The organism is Arthrobacter sp. U41, from assembly GCF_007679325.1.
Lineage (GTDB): Bacteria > Actinomycetota > Actinomycetes > Actinomycetales > Micrococcaceae > Arthrobacter.
This window is the reverse complement of sequence record NZ_VEGI01000004.1, coordinates 305,843-324,254: the sequence shown is the minus strand read 5'-3', so window position 1 is coordinate 324,254 and position 18,412 is coordinate 305,843. Positions and strand designations below refer to the sequence as shown.

General features: G+C 67.2%; 13 protein-coding genes and 1 tRNA gene. 8 read left to right on the top strand and 6 right to left on the bottom strand.

Going from position 1 to position 18,412, the window contains the following annotated elements:
• The first annotated feature begins 171 nt into the window (after positions 1-171).
• Complete coding sequence (locus tag FS787_RS14325) at positions 172-672, top strand: SRPBCC domain-containing protein (protein ID WP_144673296.1); 501 nt, start codon at positions 172-174, stop codon at positions 670-672.
• A 164-nt stretch (positions 673-836) separates the two neighbouring features.
• On the opposite strand, the gene FS787_RS14320 is transcribed toward FS787_RS14325, so the two are convergent.
• Both FS787_RS14320 and FS787_RS14315 read right to left on the bottom strand, forming a co-directional pair.
• Positions 837-1,868: a LacI family DNA-binding transcriptional regulator gene (locus FS787_RS14320; RefSeq protein ID WP_144673294.1), complete on the bottom strand. Its 1,032-nt coding sequence runs from the start codon at positions 1,866-1,868 to the stop codon at positions 837-839.
• A gap of 2 nt (positions 1,869-1,870) precedes the next feature.
• On the bottom strand, positions 1,871-3,652 hold the full coding sequence (locus FS787_RS14315; RefSeq protein ID WP_144673292.1) for an alpha-amylase family glycosyl hydrolase: 1,782 nt from the start codon (positions 3,650-3,652) through the stop codon (positions 1,871-1,873).
• Positions 3,653-3,988: 336 nt separating this feature from the next.
• On the opposite strand from FS787_RS14315, the gene FS787_RS14310 reads away from it, so the two are divergent.
• From FS787_RS14310 to FS787_RS14290, 5 genes are all read left to right on the top strand, one after another.
• Complete coding sequence (locus FS787_RS14310; RefSeq protein ID WP_144673290.1) at positions 3,989-5,287, top strand: maltose ABC transporter substrate-binding protein; 1,299 nt, start codon at positions 3,989-3,991, stop codon at positions 5,285-5,287.
• A gap of 133 nt (positions 5,288-5,420) precedes the next feature.
• The gene (locus tag FS787_RS14305) at positions 5,421-7,079 is read left to right on the top strand and encodes an ABC transporter permease subunit (RefSeq protein ID WP_144673288.1); all 1,659 of its coding nucleotides are present in this window, start codon (positions 5,421-5,423) and stop codon (positions 7,077-7,079) included.
• Complete coding sequence (locus FS787_RS14300) at positions 7,076-8,059, top strand: sugar ABC transporter permease (RefSeq protein ID WP_144673286.1); 984 nt, start codon at positions 7,076-7,078, stop codon at positions 8,057-8,059. Before FS787_RS14305 ends, FS787_RS14300 begins: the two co-directional genes overlap by 4 nt.
• Positions 8,060-8,061: 2 nt before the next feature.
• Positions 8,062-10,197, top strand: a complete 2,136-nt coding sequence (locus FS787_RS14295) for a glycoside hydrolase family 13 protein (protein ID WP_260982565.1) — start codon at positions 8,062-8,064, stop codon at positions 10,195-10,197.
• 59 nt (positions 10,198-10,256) lie between these two features.
• Positions 10,257-11,624, top strand: a complete 1,368-nt coding sequence (locus FS787_RS14290) for an FAD-binding oxidoreductase (RefSeq protein ID WP_144673284.1) — start codon at positions 10,257-10,259, stop codon at positions 11,622-11,624.
• A 66-nt stretch (positions 11,625-11,690) separates the two neighbouring features.
• Here the strand turns inward: FS787_RS14290 and FS787_RS14285 are convergent, their stop codons facing one another.
• The 4 genes from FS787_RS14285 to FS787_RS14270 form a co-directional block, all read right to left on the bottom strand.
• Positions 11,691-13,127: a DUF4032 domain-containing protein gene (locus FS787_RS14285; RefSeq protein ID WP_144673282.1), complete on the bottom strand. Its 1,437-nt coding sequence runs from the start codon at positions 13,125-13,127 to the stop codon at positions 11,691-11,693.
• A gap of 135 nt (positions 13,128-13,262) precedes the next feature.
• Entirely contained in the window at positions 13,263-14,345 is a 1,083-nt protein-coding gene (locus FS787_RS14280) for an ABC transporter ATP-binding protein (RefSeq protein ID WP_144673280.1), read from the bottom strand.
• 259 nt (positions 14,346-14,604) lie between these two features.
• Complete coding sequence (otsB, locus tag FS787_RS14275) at positions 14,605-15,417, bottom strand: trehalose-phosphatase (RefSeq protein WP_144673278.1); 813 nt, start codon at positions 15,415-15,417, stop codon at positions 14,605-14,607.
• Positions 15,407-16,927: a trehalose-6-phosphate synthase gene (locus FS787_RS14270; RefSeq protein WP_144673276.1), complete on the bottom strand. Its 1,521-nt coding sequence runs from the start codon at positions 16,925-16,927 to the stop codon at positions 15,407-15,409. The genes otsB and FS787_RS14270 overlap by 11 nt, the downstream gene beginning before the upstream one ends.
• Positions 16,928-17,105: 178 nt before the next feature.
• Between FS787_RS14270 and FS787_RS14265 the strand changes: the two genes are divergently transcribed.
• Both FS787_RS14265 and FS787_RS14260 read left to right on the top strand, forming a co-directional pair.
• The gene (locus tag FS787_RS14265; protein ID WP_144673274.1) at positions 17,106-17,996 is read left to right on the top strand and encodes a DsbA family protein; all 891 of its coding nucleotides are present in this window, start codon (positions 17,106-17,108) and stop codon (positions 17,994-17,996) included.
• A gap of 153 nt (positions 17,997-18,149) precedes the next feature.
• Positions 18,150-18,223 (top strand) — tRNA-Thr (locus FS787_RS14260).
• Positions 18,224-18,412: the final 189 nt, after the last annotated feature.

Here is an 18,412-nt window from a genome sequence, read left to right as displayed (position 1 = left end):
GCCGATGGTACTGCACCCGGGAGGGTGTGGGAGAGTAGGTCACCGCCGGAACATCATTAAGGTCGAGGACCCCCAACAATGTTGGGGGTCCTCCCGCATTTAACCCACATTCCGGCACCGGCACCGGCCCTGAGCGGCCGCGCCGGCCGCCCGCGGGTAGAGTTGGTGCCCATGGATAACCTTTTCAGCCACGCACCCTCTGATGCCCCGGAGACGCCGGAACCGGCGCCGGGAGAGGGGCTGGACCCGTTCGTCCATACCGTCATTGTGCCGGGGGCCGTCGCCCGGGCCTTTGTCGGTTTCACCGAGCACACGCACCTCTGGTGGCCGCTGGAGGAGCACAGTGTGTTCGGGGCCGGCTCCTACGTGGAGTTCGAGGAGAACCTGATCCTGGAGAGCGCAGACGACGGCAGGACGGCCATCTGGGGATCCATCGACGACTGGCAGCCCCCGCTCTCCTTCCACGCGAGCTGGCACCCCGGATCATCCGCGGTGTGGTCCACGGAGCTGCGTGTGGCGTTCCGTGCCGTCGAGGGCGGTACGGAGCTGCGGCTGGTGCACAGCGGCTGGGAAGGCGCCGAGGACCCTGCGGCCACGCGGGCGGAGTACGCCGCCGGCTGGCCCGGGGTGCTGGACCGCTTTGTGCGCTTTATGGGCGGCGACGGCGCCTAGGAGCCACGCGCACAGTTGCGTGGCCGCGTTCCTGCCCGGTTGCTAAGCCGGCCGGTCCGCGGCAACCGGAGAACTCCCCGTCTTTCCGGGGGCTTCTGCCAGGACATCCGGGCTGAGGAAGAACTAACTGGGCAGGAAGGCGCCGCAGTGGGGAGCGTTAGCGCCTAGCGCGCCGGAGCCGGGTCCGCTGGCGGAACTGCCGTGCTGGAACGGATCACGAAGTGCGTCGGGAACTCGGTGTCGGCCGCCTCGGTGTCAGTACCGCCGTCGAGCCCGTCCAGCAGGCGCCGGACAGCCAGCGCACCCTGGCCGCGGGCGTCCTGGTCGATGGTGGTGAGCCCGAAGACTTCACCGAGTTCGTGGCCGTCAATGCCGATCACGGACAGGTCGTACGGCACGCGGAGCCCGAAGTCGCGGGCGGCCAGAATGGTGCCGATAGCCATTTCATCGGATGCGGCGAAGACCGCCGTGGGCCGCTCCACGGAGCTGCCCAGCAGGCACCGGGCGCTGGCGTAGGCACCCTGGATCGTGAAGTCGGCGGAGATCTGCCACTCGGGACGGACCGCCAGCCCCGCATCGTTCATGGCTTTCTTGAAACCGGCCTGCCGGGTGCCGGGAAGGCGGAAATCCTGCTCGTAGGCGGCATCGCCGGTCATATGGGCGATCTTGCTGTGGCCCAGCTGGATCAGGTGCCGCGCCGCGGCCTGGGCGATGCCGGAATCGTCGATCCGGATGGTCGAGGCCCCCGGCAGCGGACCGCCGATGCCGACGATGGGCCGATGGATGGCGAGCAGCTGCTGGATCTCGGCCTCGCTGAGTTCCAGCGACACCGCAATCACGGCATCCACCCGCTTGCGGAGCAGGAAGTCGTTGAGGACGCTGTGGCGGCGTTCCTGCCCCCCGCTGACGTTGTAGAGGGTGAGATCGTATCCCGCGTCCAGCAGGGTGGCCGAGACACCTTCCACCACCGACGAGAAGAACCAGCGGTGCACGGACGGAACCACCACGCCGACGTTGTGGTTCCGCCCGGAGGCCAGGCTGGAGGCGTGATAGGAGAGAACGAACCCGAGTTCGGCCGCGGCGTTCCGGGCGCGTTCACGGCTGCGGGCCGAGACGTTCCCTTTGCCGCTCAAGGCCCGCGAAACGGTGGCTATGGAGAGGCCAGCGCGCTCCGCGACGTCCTTGATGCCGGGCATTCTTAGCTCTCCGCGTCCTCGATGTAGATTTCCAGCCAAACAGTTTCTCCTGAGCCTAACCGATGCCCGGAGCCGGCCTCTCCAGATGACTCGGCCCTGTCCTCGGTGGCATCCTGGGAGCTGCGCAACAGCACCCGTCCGGCCGGAAGATCGACAGGTTCGTTCCCTGCGTTGACCACCACCAGGGTGGTGCCGTTCAGGAACGCCAGGCAGGTGTCCGTGCACCATTCCTCAGCCCAGGCGAGCGAACCCTGCCCGAGTCCCAGCTCGCGCCGCAGGGCAAGCATGCGCCGGTAGAGGTTAAGGTGCGACGACGGCGAGGCAGCCTGGGTGTCACGTGCCAGTTCCGCAAAGCTCGCCGGCTGCGGAAGCCAGGGCGCCGCGCCGTCGCCGAATCCGGCGTGGAGTTCGGCGGCGCGCCACGGCAGCGGCACGCGGCAGCCGTCACGGCCCAGCCGCTCGCCGCCCGTGCGGGCGAAGGTGGGGTCCTGCCGCTGGCTGTCCGGGATGTCGATCCCGTCGGGCAGGCCAAGCTCTTCGCCCTGGTACAGGTACGCGCCGCCGGGGAGTCCAAGCATGAACAGGGAGGCGGCCGCGGCCCGGGAGCGGCCCAAGGCCTCGTCCGGCTGCGGATCGAAGCTGCCGATTCCGTCGCCGTCGCGCGGGGCACGGCCGTCGTAGCCGAAGCGGGTGGCGTGCCGGACGACGTCGTGGTTGGACAAAACCCACGTGCTGGGTGCTCCGACGGAATCCAGCGCCGTCAGGGACTCCGTAATGACACCGCGCATGCGGTGGACGTCCAGTCCGACGTGCAGGTACGGGAAGTTGAATGCCTGATGCATTTCATCCGGCCGGACCCAGTCGGCCAGGCGGGGGAGCGGGTCCACGTTCGCCTCGGCGCACAGGATGCGGTCCGGGCCGTATTCAGCCAGGATCCGCCGCCACTTGCGGTAAATGTCGTGGAGGGCGGGCTGGCCGAACATCGGAGCGTCATGGCCCGGGAAGCCGTCGCAGCTGTTCCCGTCGGCGCGGCCGCCCCACTCGGGCAGGCCGGGAGCCTTGACGAGGGCATGCGCCACGTCCACGCGGAAACCGGACACGCCGCGGTCCAGCCAGAAGCGCAGGACACGCTCGAATTCCTCGTGCACGGCGTCGTTGTCCCAGTTGAAGTCCGGCTGGGAGGTGTCGAACAGGTGCAGGTACCACTGGCCGGGTGCGCCGTCCGGTTCGGTGATCCGGGTCCATGCCGGGCCGCCGAAGTGGGATTCCCAGTTGTTCGGGGGTTCTTCACCATAGGTGCCGCGGCCGTCGCGGAAGATGAACATGTCCCGTTCCGGGCTGCCGGCAGGAGCTGCCAGGGCTGCCTGGAAGGCGACGTGCTGGTCCGAGCAGTGGTTGGGCACGAGGTCCACGATCATCCGCAGGCCCAGCCGCGTGGCCTCGGCCATCATCGCGTCGAAGTCCGCGAGAGTGCCGAACAGGGGGTCGACGTCGCAGTAGTCGCTGACGTCATAGCCGGCATCGCGCTGCGGCGAACGGTAGAACGGGGAAAGCCAGACGGCGTCGATGTCCAGTTCGGCCAGTTGCGGAAGCTCGGCGGTGATGCCGGCGAGGTCGCCGATGCCGTCCCCGTTCAAGTCCCGGAAGGAGCGCGGGTAGACCTGGTAGATGACGGCTGAACGCCACCAGCCGGGAAGGTGATCGGCGGCGTGCACCGGTGTCAAGGGACCGGTCAGCGGCGCGGCTGCTACGGCGGGGGCGGTGAGTGCTGAGTCAACGGACATGCCGGTAATCGTAAGGCCGAACCGTGGAAAATGAAAACGCTTCCAGCTGGAATCGCCGCAAATCTTATTTAGCGTCACCGAGAGGCCGCGTGCCGCCCCGCGGCGCCAGCGCACTGAACTGCGGGTCCATCCCAGGGCACGGCTTCCGGGCGTTCAATTCGGCCGTATTCCATACTCGCCGGTAAGGTGACTTTCCAAAGTCATGTTCAGCATGTACCTTGGAAGCGCTTGCAGCTGTGAGCCACATCACCGACGATGCCACCAGGCCTCCGGAGTCTTCACCAGAGCCCGGACTCAGCCTTCAGCGTGGATGCAGGATTTATGAAAGGGACACCAATGAAGGTGCAGAACACCCTCACAACCGGGACCAGCCGCCGCGTATTCACGGCCGGCGCAATCTCCGTAGTTGCCGCGCTGGCGCTGAGCGCCTGCGGCGGCGCCGCAGCCACCGCCCCCGCCACGGCCACGGCCAAGCCGGACCTCAAGGCCTCCGGTGCCAGCACCATCACCATGTGGGTTGACGCCGAGCGCTCGCCCGCCCTGAAGGACATCACGGCGAAGTTCAAGGCTGAAACCGGAATCGACGTGAAGCTCGTGGTCAAGGACTTCGCGGCAGTCCGCGACGACTTCATCACCCAGGTTCCCACGGGCAAAGGCCCGGACCTGATCGTCGGCCCGCACGACTGGGTGGGCAAGTTCGTCCAGAACGGTGTGATCGCCCCGGTTGAGCTCGGCGACAAGACGGACTCCTTCCAGGATTCCTCGGTCAAGGCCATGACCTTCAACGGTTCCGTTTACGGCGTCCCGTACGCGATCGAAAACATCGCGCTGCTGCGCAACACGGCAATCGTGCCGGACGCCGCCAGCACCTTCGACGAAGTCATCGCCAACGGCAAGAAGGCCGTAGCCGACGGCAAGGCCAAGTTCCCGTTCCTGGTGGGCATGGACCCGAAGCAGGGCGACCCGTACCACCTGTACCCGCTGCAGGCCTCCATGGGCTCGCAGATCTTCGGCCAGAGCGCCGACGGCGGCTACGATCCCAAGCAGCTCCTCATCGGCGACGCCGCCGGCGTCGAGTTCGCCAAGAAGCTGGCCGCCTGGGGCGACGCCGGTGAGAAGATCATCAACTCCAACATCACCGGTGACATCGCCAAGGAGAAGTTCCTGGCCGGCGAGTCCCCGTACTACCTGACGGGCCCGTGGAACGTGCCGGACGTCCAGAAGAAGGGCATCAAGTTCGCTGTGGACGCGCTGCCGACCGCCGGCGACAAGCCGGCCCAGCCGTTCATCGGCGTCAACGGCTTCTTCATCAGCGCCAAGAGCGCCAACGCCCTGGCCACCAACGAGTTCGTGACCAACTACCTCACCTCCGAGGAAGCCCAGGACTCCATGTACAAGGCCGGAGGCCGTCCGCCGGCACTCAAGTCCTCGTTCGAGAAGGCCGCCAGCGACCCCGTCGTAGAAGCGTTCGGCAAGATCGGCGCAACCGGCGTCCCGATGCCGGCCATCCCGGAAATGAGCGCAGTCTGGGCTGACTGGGGAGCCACTGAGCTCGCCCTGATCAAGGGCCAGGGCAACCCGGCCGCCGACTGGGCCAAGATGGCCGCCAGCATCAAGACCAAAATCGCGGGTTAGTCCCCGCGCCGGATCCTGACGCTCCGATAATAATCCGGCACGCGTCACGAACCGGCACCGGGCCGGGCGGCAGCGATGCCGCCCGGCCCGTTCCTGCACCACCACCAGCTGCTCCCAAGGACTGTAGACAGCCATGACAGATACCGAACTCCGCCAGGCCGGCGACCAGGCCGCCGCAAAGGGCAGGGCAACAGCCCCGGACGGCGCCGCCGGGCGGCCCGCCCGTCCGGTCAAGAAGCGCCGACGCTTCGGCCCGGACACCACCAAGGGCACCGTCGCCAAGATCGTGCTGCTGGGCCTCGTGGACGCACTGGCCGTCTACGTCCTCATGATGCTTTTCCTGAGCGAGTCGTGGGGTGCGCTGGCAGTCTCCTCCGCCGTCGTGCTGGTGATCAACTGGATCTATCTGCGCACGGGCGGGCTCCCCGCCAAGTACCTGGCCCCCGGCGTCCTGTTCCTGCTGGTCTTCCAGGTCTTTGTGGTCATGTTCAGCGGCTACATCGCGTTCACCAACTACGGCGACGGGCACAACAGCACCAAGGATGATGCGATCGCCGCCATCCAGCTCACCGCGCAAAAGCGCGTCCCCGATTCCCCGGCCTACAAGGCCGCTGTCCTCGCCAAGGGCGATTCCTTCTACCTGCTGTTCACCGACCCGGACGGCAGGGTCTCGCTCGGCAACACGGAAACCCCCCTTGAGGAAATTTCCGACGCCGGCACGGATTCCACCGGCAAGGCCAACGCCGTTGACGGCTACCGGACCCTGAACTTCCAGGAGATCGTCGCGAACCAGCAGAGCATCCTGGCCATCACGGTCCCGGTCTCCGACGACCCCGCCGACGGGACACTCCGCACGGCGGACGGCAGCAACGCTTACCAGTTCAAGCCGGCCCTGACCTACGACGCCGCCGCGGACACCTTCACGGACACCGAATCCGGGACTGTCTACCAGGACAACGGCAAGGGCGCATTCGCGGCCAGCAACGGAGATACCCTGACCACCGGCTGGAAGATCGACGTCGGCATGGATAACTTCGCCCGCGCCTTCACCGATCCCAGCCTGCGCGGGCCGCTGCTGGGCGTCATCCTCTGGACCTTCACCTTCGCCGTCGCCTCCGTGGCGCTGACCTTCGCTATGGGCCTCTTCCTGGCGATGACCTTCAACCGGGAGGACCTGAAGGGCAAAAAGATCTACCGGATCCTGATGATCCTGCCCTACGCCTTCCCCGCCTTCCTCTCCGGGCTGGTCTGGTCCGGCATCCTCAACCCGCAGTTCGGCTGGCTCAACCAGACCCTGCTGGGCGGCGCCACCATCGGCTGGCTCACGGACCCCACCCTGGCCAAGATCAGCGTGCTGGTGGTCAACCTCTGGCTCGGCTTCCCCTACATGTTCCTTGTCTGCACCGGCGCACTGCAGTCGCTGCCCACGGAGCTGGACGAAGCCGCCCGGATGGACGGCGCCGGACCCTGGCGTGTGTTCCGCTCCATCAAGCTGCCGCTGCTGCTGGTCTCCATCGCGCCGCTGTTGATCTCCTCCTTCGCCTTCAACTTCAACAACTTCAACGTCATCTTCATGCTGACCGGCGGCGGCCCGCGCTTCGCGGACACCGACCGGGATATCGGAGCCACGGACATCCTGATCACGCTCGTGTACAAGGTGGCGTTCGGGCAGGGGACAGGGCGTGACTACGGCCTCGCCAGCGCCCTGGCCATCATCATCTTCATCATCGTGGCCACCGTTTCGGCCATCAGCTTCAAGCAGACCAAGGCACTCGAGGACGTGAACTCATGAACGGGTCAGCACCAGGCACCGTCAGCCCGGCGAAGGCTCCGGCCGCCGTCGACGACACCGCAACGGACCACACCGCAACGGGCCCTACAACGGCCCAGGACCTGAAGGCGCTGGCGCGCCGGCGTTCCTTCGGCGTCTGGTTCAAGGACAAAGGCTGGCGGCACCTCGTCGGCATCGCCGTAACCCTCTTCGCGATCTTCCCGCTGCTCTACGTCCTCTCCGCGGCGTTCAACTCCACCGGCACGCTGGTAGGCTCCAACGCGCTTTTCAGCCGGGTCGACTTCGGCAACTTCACCGCACTGTTCAACGACCCCTCGCGGCCCTACGCCCGCTGGTTCGTCAACACCATGGTGGTGGGCGTCGTAACGTCCGCGGCCACCGTGTTCCTCGGCGCCATGGCGGCGTACGCGTTCTCCCGGATGCGCTTCAAGGGCCGCCGGATCGGGCTGCTGAGCCTGCTCCTGCTGCAGATGTTCCCGCAGCTGCTCGCCGTCGTCGCCATCTTCCTCCTGCTCAGCGGCATCTCCGAGGTCATCCCGGCACTGGGCCTCGGCAGCCAGCTGGGCCTCATTATGGTCTACCTGGGCGGTGCCCTGGGCGTGAACACCTACCTGATGTACGGCTTCTTCAACACCGTCCCGCAGTCCCTCGACGAGGCAGCCAAGATCGACGGCGCCAGCCACACGCAAATCTTCTTCGGCATCATCATGCGCCTGGTCACGCCGATCCTGGCCGTTGTGGGCCTGCTGTCCTTCATCGGCATTTCCGGCGAGTTCGTGATCGCCAGCGTGGTGCTCACGGACCCGGACAGCCAGACACTCGCCGTCGGGCTCTATTCCTTCGTGGCGCAGCAGCGCTCCGAAAACTGGGGTGTCTTCGCCGCCGGCGCCGTGATCGCCGCGGTGCCCGTCATGGCACTCTTCCTCTTCCTGCAGCGCTACATCGTCAGCGGCCTCACCCAGGGCTCGGTGAAGGGCTAGGCATGACGGGGCTGGGCATGGCGATGCCGGGCATGCCAGGGCAGGGAATCGCAGGGCCGCTGCCGCACCACGACGGGTCCGGCCTGCACGCCCCGCAGCAGGTGGCACTCGGCGACGAGGCCCTGCTGCGGGTCCGGGTTCCCGCCGGCTGGGGACGCGCCACCCGGGTGTGGCTCCGCTCGATCCAGGACGGCGAACCCCGCTATGAGCCCTGCACGGAGTTGGGGGAGGCGGACGGCTGGGTCTGGTGGGAGGCGCCCATGACCGTCACCAACCCGGTGGCCCGGTACCGTTTCCTGCTGGAGGTGCCGGACGGGCACTTGGAGCCTGACGGCGGCGCGGCCGGCAACGCGGGCGGCGCGTCTGCTGCCGCGGCTTCCGGCGCTGCGGCCGGGGGGCTGCGCTACTGGAGCCTGAACGCACAGGGGATCTTCAGCCGGGACGTCTCCGACTACGCGGACTTCCGCCTCACCACGTTCCCGGCAGCACCGGAGTGGCTCCGCGGGGGCACGATGTACCAGATCTTCCCGGACCGCTTTGCCCGCTCCGCGGGGCCGGACGGGGGCGGTTCCCCGGAAGACCGGCGCGCGGAGCAGCCCGCTGGAGGCCACGGTTCCCCGGAAGACCGGGCCGCGGAGCAGCCAGCCGCGGACCAGGCAGTGCCGGACTGGGCGGTGCCGTGCAGCTGGGACACCACACCGGTGGAGGGCGCGGGCCCACGGACGCCGTACCAGTTCTACGGCGGGGACCTCGGCGGCATCATCGAAAAGCTCGACCATATCCAGCAGCTGGGCGCCGACGTCATCTATCTGACGCCGTTTTTCCCGGCGCGCTCCAACCACCGCTATGACGCCTCCACCTTTGCCTTCGTGGATCCGCTCCTCGGCGGCGATCAGGCTCTGGTGGAACTCGTTGAGGCGGCCCACGCCCGCGGCCTGAAAGTGATGGGAGACCTCACCGCCAACCACTCCGGCGACGCCCATGAATGGTTCCGGCGCGCCCTCGCCGACCCGGACTCCGAGGAGGCGGGCTACTACTACTTCAACGACGACCACACCGGGTACGAATCCTGGTACGGCGTCCCCTCGCTGCCCAAACTGAACTGGACCTCGGAGGGGCTCAGGGAAAGGTTCGTCCTGGCCGATGACTCTCCCGTGGCCCGCTGGCTCAAGCCTCCCTTCAACCTGGACGGCTGGCGGATCGACGTCGGGAACATGACCGGACGGCTCGGGGCCACGGATCTCAACCACGACGTTGCCCGGCTGATCGCTGACCGGGTCCGGGAGATCAACCCGGACGCGGCACTGCTGGCCGAGGCCACCAACGACGCCGCCCCGGACTTCAGCGGGGAACACTGGCACGGCGCCATGACGTATTCCAACTTCACCCGGCCGCTGTGGTCCTGGCTCGCCGGGGACGCCCCACACGTCAACTTCTTCGGCACCCCCTTGCCCGGCCCCAACCGGACCGGCGCAGAGGACTTCCTGGCCACCCACCTGGACCTGGCGGCCGCCTTCAGCTGGGACGTCCGGCAGCAGAACATGAACGCGCTGAACAGCCACGACACCGCCCGGGCCGCCACGGTCATGATCGACGGCGGCCAGCGGCTCGGCGCGGTGCTCATGTTCACCCTCCCCGGCGTCCCCGTGGTGTTCGCCGGCGACGAATTCGGGCTCAAGGGCCACAACGGCGAAGCCTCCCGGACGCCGATGCCATGGAACGATCCGGACCGGGTCCTGGCCGACCTCCGCGACGACTATGCCGCACTCGCCGGCCTGCGCCGGGACCAGCCCGCACTGACCGGCGGAGGCATCCGCTGGCTGTACGCACACGGGGACGCCCTCGCATTCGTGCGCGAGGCGGCAGGGAGCTCCGTGCTGGTGGTCGCCGCCCGCGACGCCGCGGAAGTGGCCCTGCCGGCGGGAACCCTCACCTGCGCCCAGCTCGAGGCCCTCGCGGAAGCCCCCGCATTCGCCACCGGTCTCATCGACACCGGCAGCGTCGACGCCGGTCTCGTGAACACCACTCCCGCCGCCAGCGGGCAGGTCACGGCGAATGGCGGAGCCCCATCCGCCCTGATCCGCACCCGCGGCCCCGCGGCAGGGGTGTGGGTGCTGCCCGGGACCGCCCTGCCCTAGCCCTTCGTTGGGGATCCGAGCCTTAGACTGAAGGCCGGATTCGACGAACTGGAGACCGCATGAGCATCATCGAAGAGCTCACCTCTGCCCTTGGCCCGGCGAAAGTAGCACTGGACGCGCCCACCCTGACCGCCTATGCCGTGGACCAGGCGCCGGTGCTGGACTACCAGCAGCCGCAGGCCGTAGTGCATGCCGAGTCGGTCGAAGACGTCCAGGCCACCGTCCGCGCCTGCGCCGCCCACGGCGTTCCGCTGGTGGCCCGCGGCGCCGGCACCGGCGTGTCAGGCGGCGCGCACGCCAGCAAGGGTTGTGTTGTGCTGAGCCTGGAACGGATGAACCGCATCCTGGACCTCAACCCGGATGATGAGACCGCCGTGGTGGAACCCGGGGTGGTCAACGCCGACCTCAACGCCGCCGCCGCGGTCCACGGCCTCATGTATGCTCCGGACCCTGCCAGCTTCCGGCAGTCCACCATCGGCGGCAATGTGGCCACGAACGCCGGCGGCCTGCGCTGCGCCAAGTACGGGGTGACCCGGGAGTCGGTGCTGGCGCTCGACGTCGTGCTGGCGGACGGCTCGGTCATCCACACCGGGCACCAGACGTTCAAGGGCGTCGCCGGCTACGACCTCACCGCGCTGTTCGTCGGCTCCGAGGGGACGCTGGGGATCGTTGTCGGCATCACCGTGCGGCTCAAGTACCTCCCGCAGGACGTGCACACGGTGGCCGCCTTCTACCCGGACTTCCGCAGCGCCGCGGCCGGTGTCCTCGCCGTGGGCAAGGCGCGCGTGCAGCCGGCCATCATGGAACTCCTCGACAGCGGCACCCTGGCCCAGCTCGATGAGATCCACGGCTCGGACCTCGCCGCGAGGGGGCAGTCGCTCCTGCTGATCCAGACCGACGGCTTCGGCGCGGCCGCGGAGGCGGCAGCCATCCGGCCCGTCCTGGCTGCAGGCGGGGCCGTGGTGACCATGGAGGCCAGCGCGGAGGCGGAGCAGCTGGTGGACCTGCGGCGCAACAGCCGGGGAGTGGAGGTCGACGACGAATACCGCGTGGGCGAGGACGTCGCCGTCCCGCGCTCCCGGCTGGTGGACTACGTCGCCGAGCTGGAGGCCATGGCGGCGGCGAACGGGGTCAAGCTCAAAGTGGTGGCGCACGCCGGCGACGGGAACCTGCACCCCACCTTCTGGGTGGACCGGGTGGACAACAGCGTCGACGCCGACGCCATGGAGCGGCTGGGCGCGGCACTGGACAAATCCATCACCGTGGCACTCGCGATGGGCGGCACCATCACGGGTGAGCACGGGATCGGACAGTTCAAGCTGCGCTGGCTCGGCCTGGAGCAGAAGGAGCCCGTTCGCGAACTGCAGCGCAGGATCAAAGAACTCTTCGACCCGGCCGGGATCCTGAACCCCGGCAAGGCGATCTAGCCCGGCACAGCGATCTAGCCCGGCTGTGCCAGAAACTTGCGGACCGGCGGACGGTCCGCTGGGAACCTAGTCGTCGGCGTCCGGGTATTCGTCGATGGATTCGTCGGCGCCGTAGCGCGACTCCTCGGTCTCGACTTCCAGGATCTTGAGCAGTCCCGTGTCCGGGTTCAGCATGATGGCCGCCTCGTCGCGGCGGTGGCGCAGCTCGGAGTCAATGTAGGACTGCACGGCTTCGGCCAGCGGGATGTGCCGGTTCTCCTTTTCGGACATGTACCAGCGGTGCTCCAGGATCTCGTGCACGGCCTCCGCCGGCTCCAGCTTCCCGGACAGGTCGCGGGGGATGGACCGGACAATCGGTTCGAAGATCTGGCTGACCCACAGGTGGGCGCTGTATTCCTCGTCCATTCCGGGGTTGTTGTCCGCCCGGAAGGAGTCCATGTCGTTCAGGAGCCGGCGGGCCTGGTTTTCCTGCGCATCCAGGCCGGTCAGGCGCAGCAGGCGGCGCTGGTGGTGGCCGGCGTCCACCACTTTGGGCTGGAGCTGGATGGTGGAGCCGTTCTGCGTCGTCTTGATTGCGTATTCCTCGACGTCGAAGCCAAGCTCGTTGAGCTTCCGGATGCGGGCCGCCACCCGCCAGCGCTCGCCGATCTCGAACGATTCCTTCTCGGTCAGCTCGGTCCAGAGGCGGCGGTAACTGTCCATGATGAGTTCGCTGGTGGCCACGGGGTCCACTTTTTCCTCGATGAGGCCGCCGTCGAGCAGGTCCATGAGTTCGCCGGCGATGTTAACGCGGGCGATTTCAAGATCGTATTCGCGCTGGCCCGTGGAAAGGTCCGGATACAGTTCGCCCGTTTCGGCATCCACGAGGTACGCGGCGAACGCGCCGGCGTCGCGGCGGAAGAGCGTATTCGACAGCGAAACGTCGCCCCAGTAGAAACCGATCAGGTGCAGGCGGACCAGCAGCAGGGCCTGGGCATCGATCAGGCGGGTGAGCGTGTCCTTGCGCAGCATCTGCGAGAAGAGCGCGCGGTACGGCATGGAGAACTTCAGGTGCCGGGTCACCAGCACCGGGTTCAACGGCCTCCCCTCCGGAGTGGTGCGCCCGGTGATAACGGCGACCGGTTCCACGCACGGGACGTCCAGCCGGGCGAGCTTGCGCAGCATGTGATACTCGTGGCGGGCCACGTGTTCGGAGGTTTCCTTGATGGCGATGACCGAGCCGCCCAGGTGGGCGAAGCGCACAATGTGGCGGGAGATGCCGCGGGGGAGGGCGGCGAGGTATTCCGCCGGCCAGTCCTCCAAGGCGATGTGCCACGGCAGGTCCAGGAGCTCCGGTTCGGTGGCGGCGGCCGTGATGCTCAGTGAACTTGAGGCCACGGAACCTTTGCTGTCATTGGCGCTGGCGGCCTCGAACCGGGGCAGCTTGCCGATCTGACCGTAGTCGGTGGGTTCGTCGTGCCACTGGGCGCCGTTGTCCTCGGTGCTGGAGTTTCGCTCGGTCATGTACCAATTCTTCCGTACTCAGGGCGCCGGCCCTAACGAAGGCGGGCAGCAGCGTCAGTTAACGCCCGACGGCGGCCCTCCAGTGAGGAGGACCGCCGTCGGATACATCACGCGGGGTAGGCCGGTGGGTGGGGATTAGTCGCCCAGGCGCAGACCCGTCTTGGTGTCGAACAGGTGAACGTGGCCTGACTGCGGGCGGACCCAGATGGACTCGCCCTTCATCGGGGGACGGCGGCCGTCGACGCGGGCCACGATGTCGTGGCTGGTGCCGTCCAGCGTGGTGTGGCCGTAGACGTAGGCGTCGGCGCCGAGTTCCTCGACGACGTCGACCTCAACCTGGAGGCCGTCGCCCTTGGCGACCTGCTCGAGGTCTTCCGGGCGGGAACCGAGCGTGACGGTCTTGCCGTGGGCCTCTTCGAGGACATTGCGCGGTACCGGGTACACGGTGCCGCCGAACTGCACGCCGCCGTCGACGACGGGCAGCTCAAGCAGGTTCATCGCGGGGGAGCCGATGAAGCCGGCCACGAAGACGTTCTTGGGCTTGTCGTACAGGTTGCGCGGGGTGTCGACCTGCATCAGCAGGCCGTCCTTCAGCACGGCGACGCGGTCGCCCATGGTCATGGCCTCGACCTGGTCGTGGGTCACGTAGACCGTGGTGACGCCCAGGCGGCGGGTCAGGGACGCGATCTGCGTGCGGGTCTGCACGCGGAGCTTGGCATCAAGGTTGGACAGCGGCTCATCCATGAGGAAGACCTGCGGGTTACGCACGATCGCGCGGCCCATGGCGACGCGCTGGCGCTGACCGCCGGAGAGTGCCTTCGGCTTGCGGTCCAGGTAGGGCTCCAGGTCCAGGAGCTTGGCGGCCTCGCGGACGCGCTCGGCGCGCTCTTCCTTGCTGACGCCGGCGATCTTCAGCGCGAAGCCCATGTTGTCCGCAACGGTCATGTGCGGGTACAGGGCGTAGTTCTGGAAAACCATGGCGATGTCGCGGTCCTTGGGGGGAACGTCAGTTACGTCGCGGTCGCCGATCAGGATCCGGCCGGCGTTGACGTCCTCGAGACCTGCAAGCATGCGCAGGGAGGTCGACTTTCCGCAGCCGGAGGGTCCAACGAGGACCAGGAATTCGCCGTCGGCGATTTCAATGTTGAGCTTGTCAACAGCGGGCTTTTCCGTGCCCGGGTACAGACGTGTTGCGTTATCAAAAGTAACTGTAGCCACAGTTATCAATCCCTTCACCGGCAGGTACGTGCCGGACGATCCGTAGTGAATGGTCTTATTGTTCAGTTGTTAATTCAGTTGTCAGCACCTGGTCGGGCGCATACTCCCCGGCCGAAGCCGAGGAGTATCCAATGACGCCGCACGGTACTTGTGCGCCACATCACAACCTAGAGTATGTCAGATTTTTGCCAAATGGGCCAAAATGTTGCAGATGTCACATGTGATTCGGCCAACTCCGGGCCCGGAATGAGTTATAGGGTCACACGCCGAGGGCGCGTTTCCGCTCCCGCAGCAGGGCCTCCAGCAGCTCGGCAACGTGCACCGGGGCCTCAATCCGGAACTGGGCCTGGGTGAAGTCCAGGCCCACCTTCACGCCGACGTCCCCGGGGAGCAGCCGGGCCAGGGCGTCCTCGTCAGTGGTGTCGTCGCCGGCGAAGATCGTGGCGGTCGCGCCGGCGGCCTGGCGCAGGAAGGCAATGCCCTCCCCCTTCGAGGCATGGATCACGGAGGTCTCCAGCACGCGGTTGCCGCTCTTCAGGAAAACGCCGGGCCGGTCCTGCAGGACGGCGCGGGCCGCCGCGACGGCGTCCGCGGCGACGGCGTCCGCGGCCAGCCGGGTGTGCAGTACGACGCCGGCAGGCTTGTCTTCCAGCAGGGTGCCCGGCGCCACGTCCACGATGCCCTCCAGCTCGCGCCGGACCTCTGCGAGCAGGGCTCGACGGTCGTCATCGAGTTCGAGCTCGGCGGACCCGGGGCCCATCCAGACCTCGGCGCCGTGGCTGCCGATCAACAGGGTCTTCTCAGGGGGAAAGGCGACCGCCCGCAGGCTGTCCAGCGCCCGGCCGGAGATGAGCGCCGTCGTCGTCCGCGGAAGTTCGGTGAGCGCGGCGAACGCCGCCGCCGAACGCGGAAGGGACCGCGCATCCCCGGCATGATCCACCAGCGGCGCCATGGTGCCGTCGAAATCCATCGCGACCAGCAGGTGCTCTGTCGCGGCGATGGCGCGGATGGCCGCCAGCAGGTCCGGGGACAGCGACAGGGGGGTCTGCTCCGGTGACAGCTCAGGAGTCATCGCGGATGACCTTTTCTTCCAGCGCGGTCAGGAAGTCGGAGGACCAAAGATCGACGTCGTGGTCCAGGATCTGCTTGCGCATGGAACGCATCCGGCGCGCGGCTTCCGCCGGCTGCATGTTCACGGCCTTCATGATGGTGTCCTTGAGGCCGTCGATGTCGTGCGGGTTCATCAGCAGGGCCTGCTTGAGCTGGTCCGCGGCGCCCGCGAATTCGCTCAGCACCAGGGCGCCGTCGTTGTTGGTCCGTGCCGTGACGTATTCCTTGGCCACCAGGTTCATCCCGTCCCGCAGGGCGGTGACCAGCATGACGTCCGCGGCCAGGTACAACGCCACCATCTCATCGATCGGGTAGTTGTGGTGCAGGTAGCGGACGGCGGTGTTCTGCAGGGTGTCGTACGTGCCGTTGATGTGGCCCACCGTGCCCTCAACCTCTTCGCGGAGCAGGCGGTACTGCTCCACCCGTTCGCGGCTGGGGCTGGCGACCTGGATGAGGGCGGCATCCTCCACCGAAACTTTGCCGTCCGCCAGGAGTTCCTCGTAGGCCTTGAGCCGGTGCCGGATGCCCTTGGTGTAGTCCAACCGGTCGACGCCGAGCAGGATCGTCTTGGGGTTGCCGAGGTCCTTGCGGATCTGCTTGGCGCGCTCGATGATTTCAGGCTTCCGGGCGAGTTCGCTGATCTGCTGGACGTCGATCGAGATGGGGAACGCCTGGGCGCGGGCGATATGGGTGGTTTCGCCGTCGCTGCCTTTGACGTGGACCTGCTGCTGCTTGACGCTGGCGCCGAGGAAACGGCGGGCGGAGCGCATGAAGTTGCCGGCGTCGCTGCTGCGCTGGAACCCCACCAGGTCGGCGCCGAGCAGCCCGTCGATGATGGCGCGCCGCCACGGCAGCTGCGCGAAGATCTCCGGCGGCGGGAAGGGAATGTGGTTGAAGAACCCGATCTTCAGGTCAGGGCGCGCCTCGCGCAGCATCTTGGGGACGAGCTGGAGCTGGTAGTCCTGGACCCAGACGGTGGCGCCGGGGCTGGCGTGGTGGATGACGGCGTCGGCGAACCGGCGGTTGACCTTCCGGTAGGAGTCCCACCAGGTCCGGTGGAACTCCGGCGGGGCGATCACGTCGTGATAGAGCGGCCAGAGCGTGGCGTTGGAGAAGCCCTCGTAGAAGAGTTCGATGTCACGCGTGCTCAGCTGGACCGGGACGAGGTCGATGCCGCCATGGCTGAAGGGCTGGACATGCTCATCGGGTGCGCCGTGCCAGCCGACCCAGGCGCCGTCGGTCTTGGTCATCATGGGTGCCAGGGCGGTGACCAGGCCGCCGGGGGAGCGGCGCCAGCCGTCCTCGCAACCTGGCTCGTCCGGGGAGCAGCGGTCCACCGGCAGGCGGTTGGACACCACCATGAAGTCATAATGCGCGTCCGGAGCGGTGTCGCTGCCGCCGCGTGCGGCAGTGCCGTGCGCGGATGCGCGTGCGGATTTTGGATCCGATTCGGCGTGTTTCGTGGCCTGCATTGGTGCCCCCTGGGGATTGCTCGTGGCTCTTCTCCACCCTAGCCGGGCGGAATCTTCTGTGCTATTCGTCCGTTGGGACGCGTGGGGGAAGGTTGAAAGCGCAACTTCCCAGTTTTCTCCCCTAAAATGATGAATTGCCACCCAGTGGATCCCACCGGCCGATCGACCCGAGGAACTAATGAGCCCCGCAAACGAACCCCGTCAGTCCAAATCAGAGCGAACTGCCGCGGCCCGCGAGAAAGCCCGTGAGATCCGCGAAGCGCAGCTGAAGAAGGACAAGCGCAACAAGCTGCTGATCGGCTGGGGCATTGTTGCCGCCGTCGTCGCCATCATTGTGGTGGTGGCACTGGTGGTCACCTCCAACATCCAGAACAACGCCCCGGTTGCGGACGAGGGACCCACCCCGGCCAACGGCAACGTGTACGGCGGCGTCACGCTACTGGCCAACACGGAAGTGGCGAAGACCGAACCGGCCACCGTCAACGTCGCCGACATTCCCGCCCCGGCAGCAACTCCGCCGGCGACGGTCACCGCGCCCGGTGCTGAAGCCGAGGCCGGCAAGCCGGTGAAGGTGGTCCTCTACATCGACTTCATCTGCCCCGTGTGCAAGAACTTCGAGACCCAGTACAACGAGACGCTGACGAGCCTTCGCAACGAAGGCAAAATCACCGTGGAGTACCGCCCGCTGGGCTTCCTGGACACCCGTTCCACCACTAACTACTCTTCCCGCGCGGCCAACGCGGCAGCCTGCGTCGTGAACGAATCGCCGGAGAAGTACGCCGACTTTGTCAATGTTCTCTTTGAGAAGCAGCCCGCAGAAGGCGGCGCCGGCATCTCCGATGACGACCTGAAGACGATGGCCACCGACGTCGGGGCCAAGAGCATCGAGACGTGCGTGGACGAGAAGACCTTCCGCCCGTGGGTGAAGTACACCACCCAGCAGGCTGCGTCCATCGGTATCACCGGGACGCCGACCGTGTTTGTTGAGGGCGAGCAGTGGGGCAAGGGCGAGAGCGCCCAGACCCCGTTCGAGGAATTCCTCCAGACGGCCATCGACGCCAAGAAGTAAGCGGCACACGACCCCTGCATAACCGCAGGCCCGGTTCCGGATACTCCCGGAGCCGGGCCTGTTTTTATCACCGGGCATCCGTGGGCTAACCTTATCTAGCGCCATGGCGCCGGGTCCCGCAACGTGGCCCGGTGACGGCCGGCGCCCAGGAATGCCTCCTTAGCTCAGTTGGCCAGAGCACCGCTCTTGTAAAGCGGGGGTCGTCGGTTCGAATCCGACAGGGGGCCCACATTGAACCGCGCCGCTACTGGGAATTATCCCGGTGGCGGCGCGGTTTTGTTTTGGCTGGACTCGGAGCCACGGGCCCGTCACCTACTGCCACGCCACGGTTGAGGCGCGCAAGATTGTTCTGCCCTCGCCGGGCGGATCACGGGCTAAGACGGAAGCTGACAGCCGATTCGACTCATTTTGAGAAC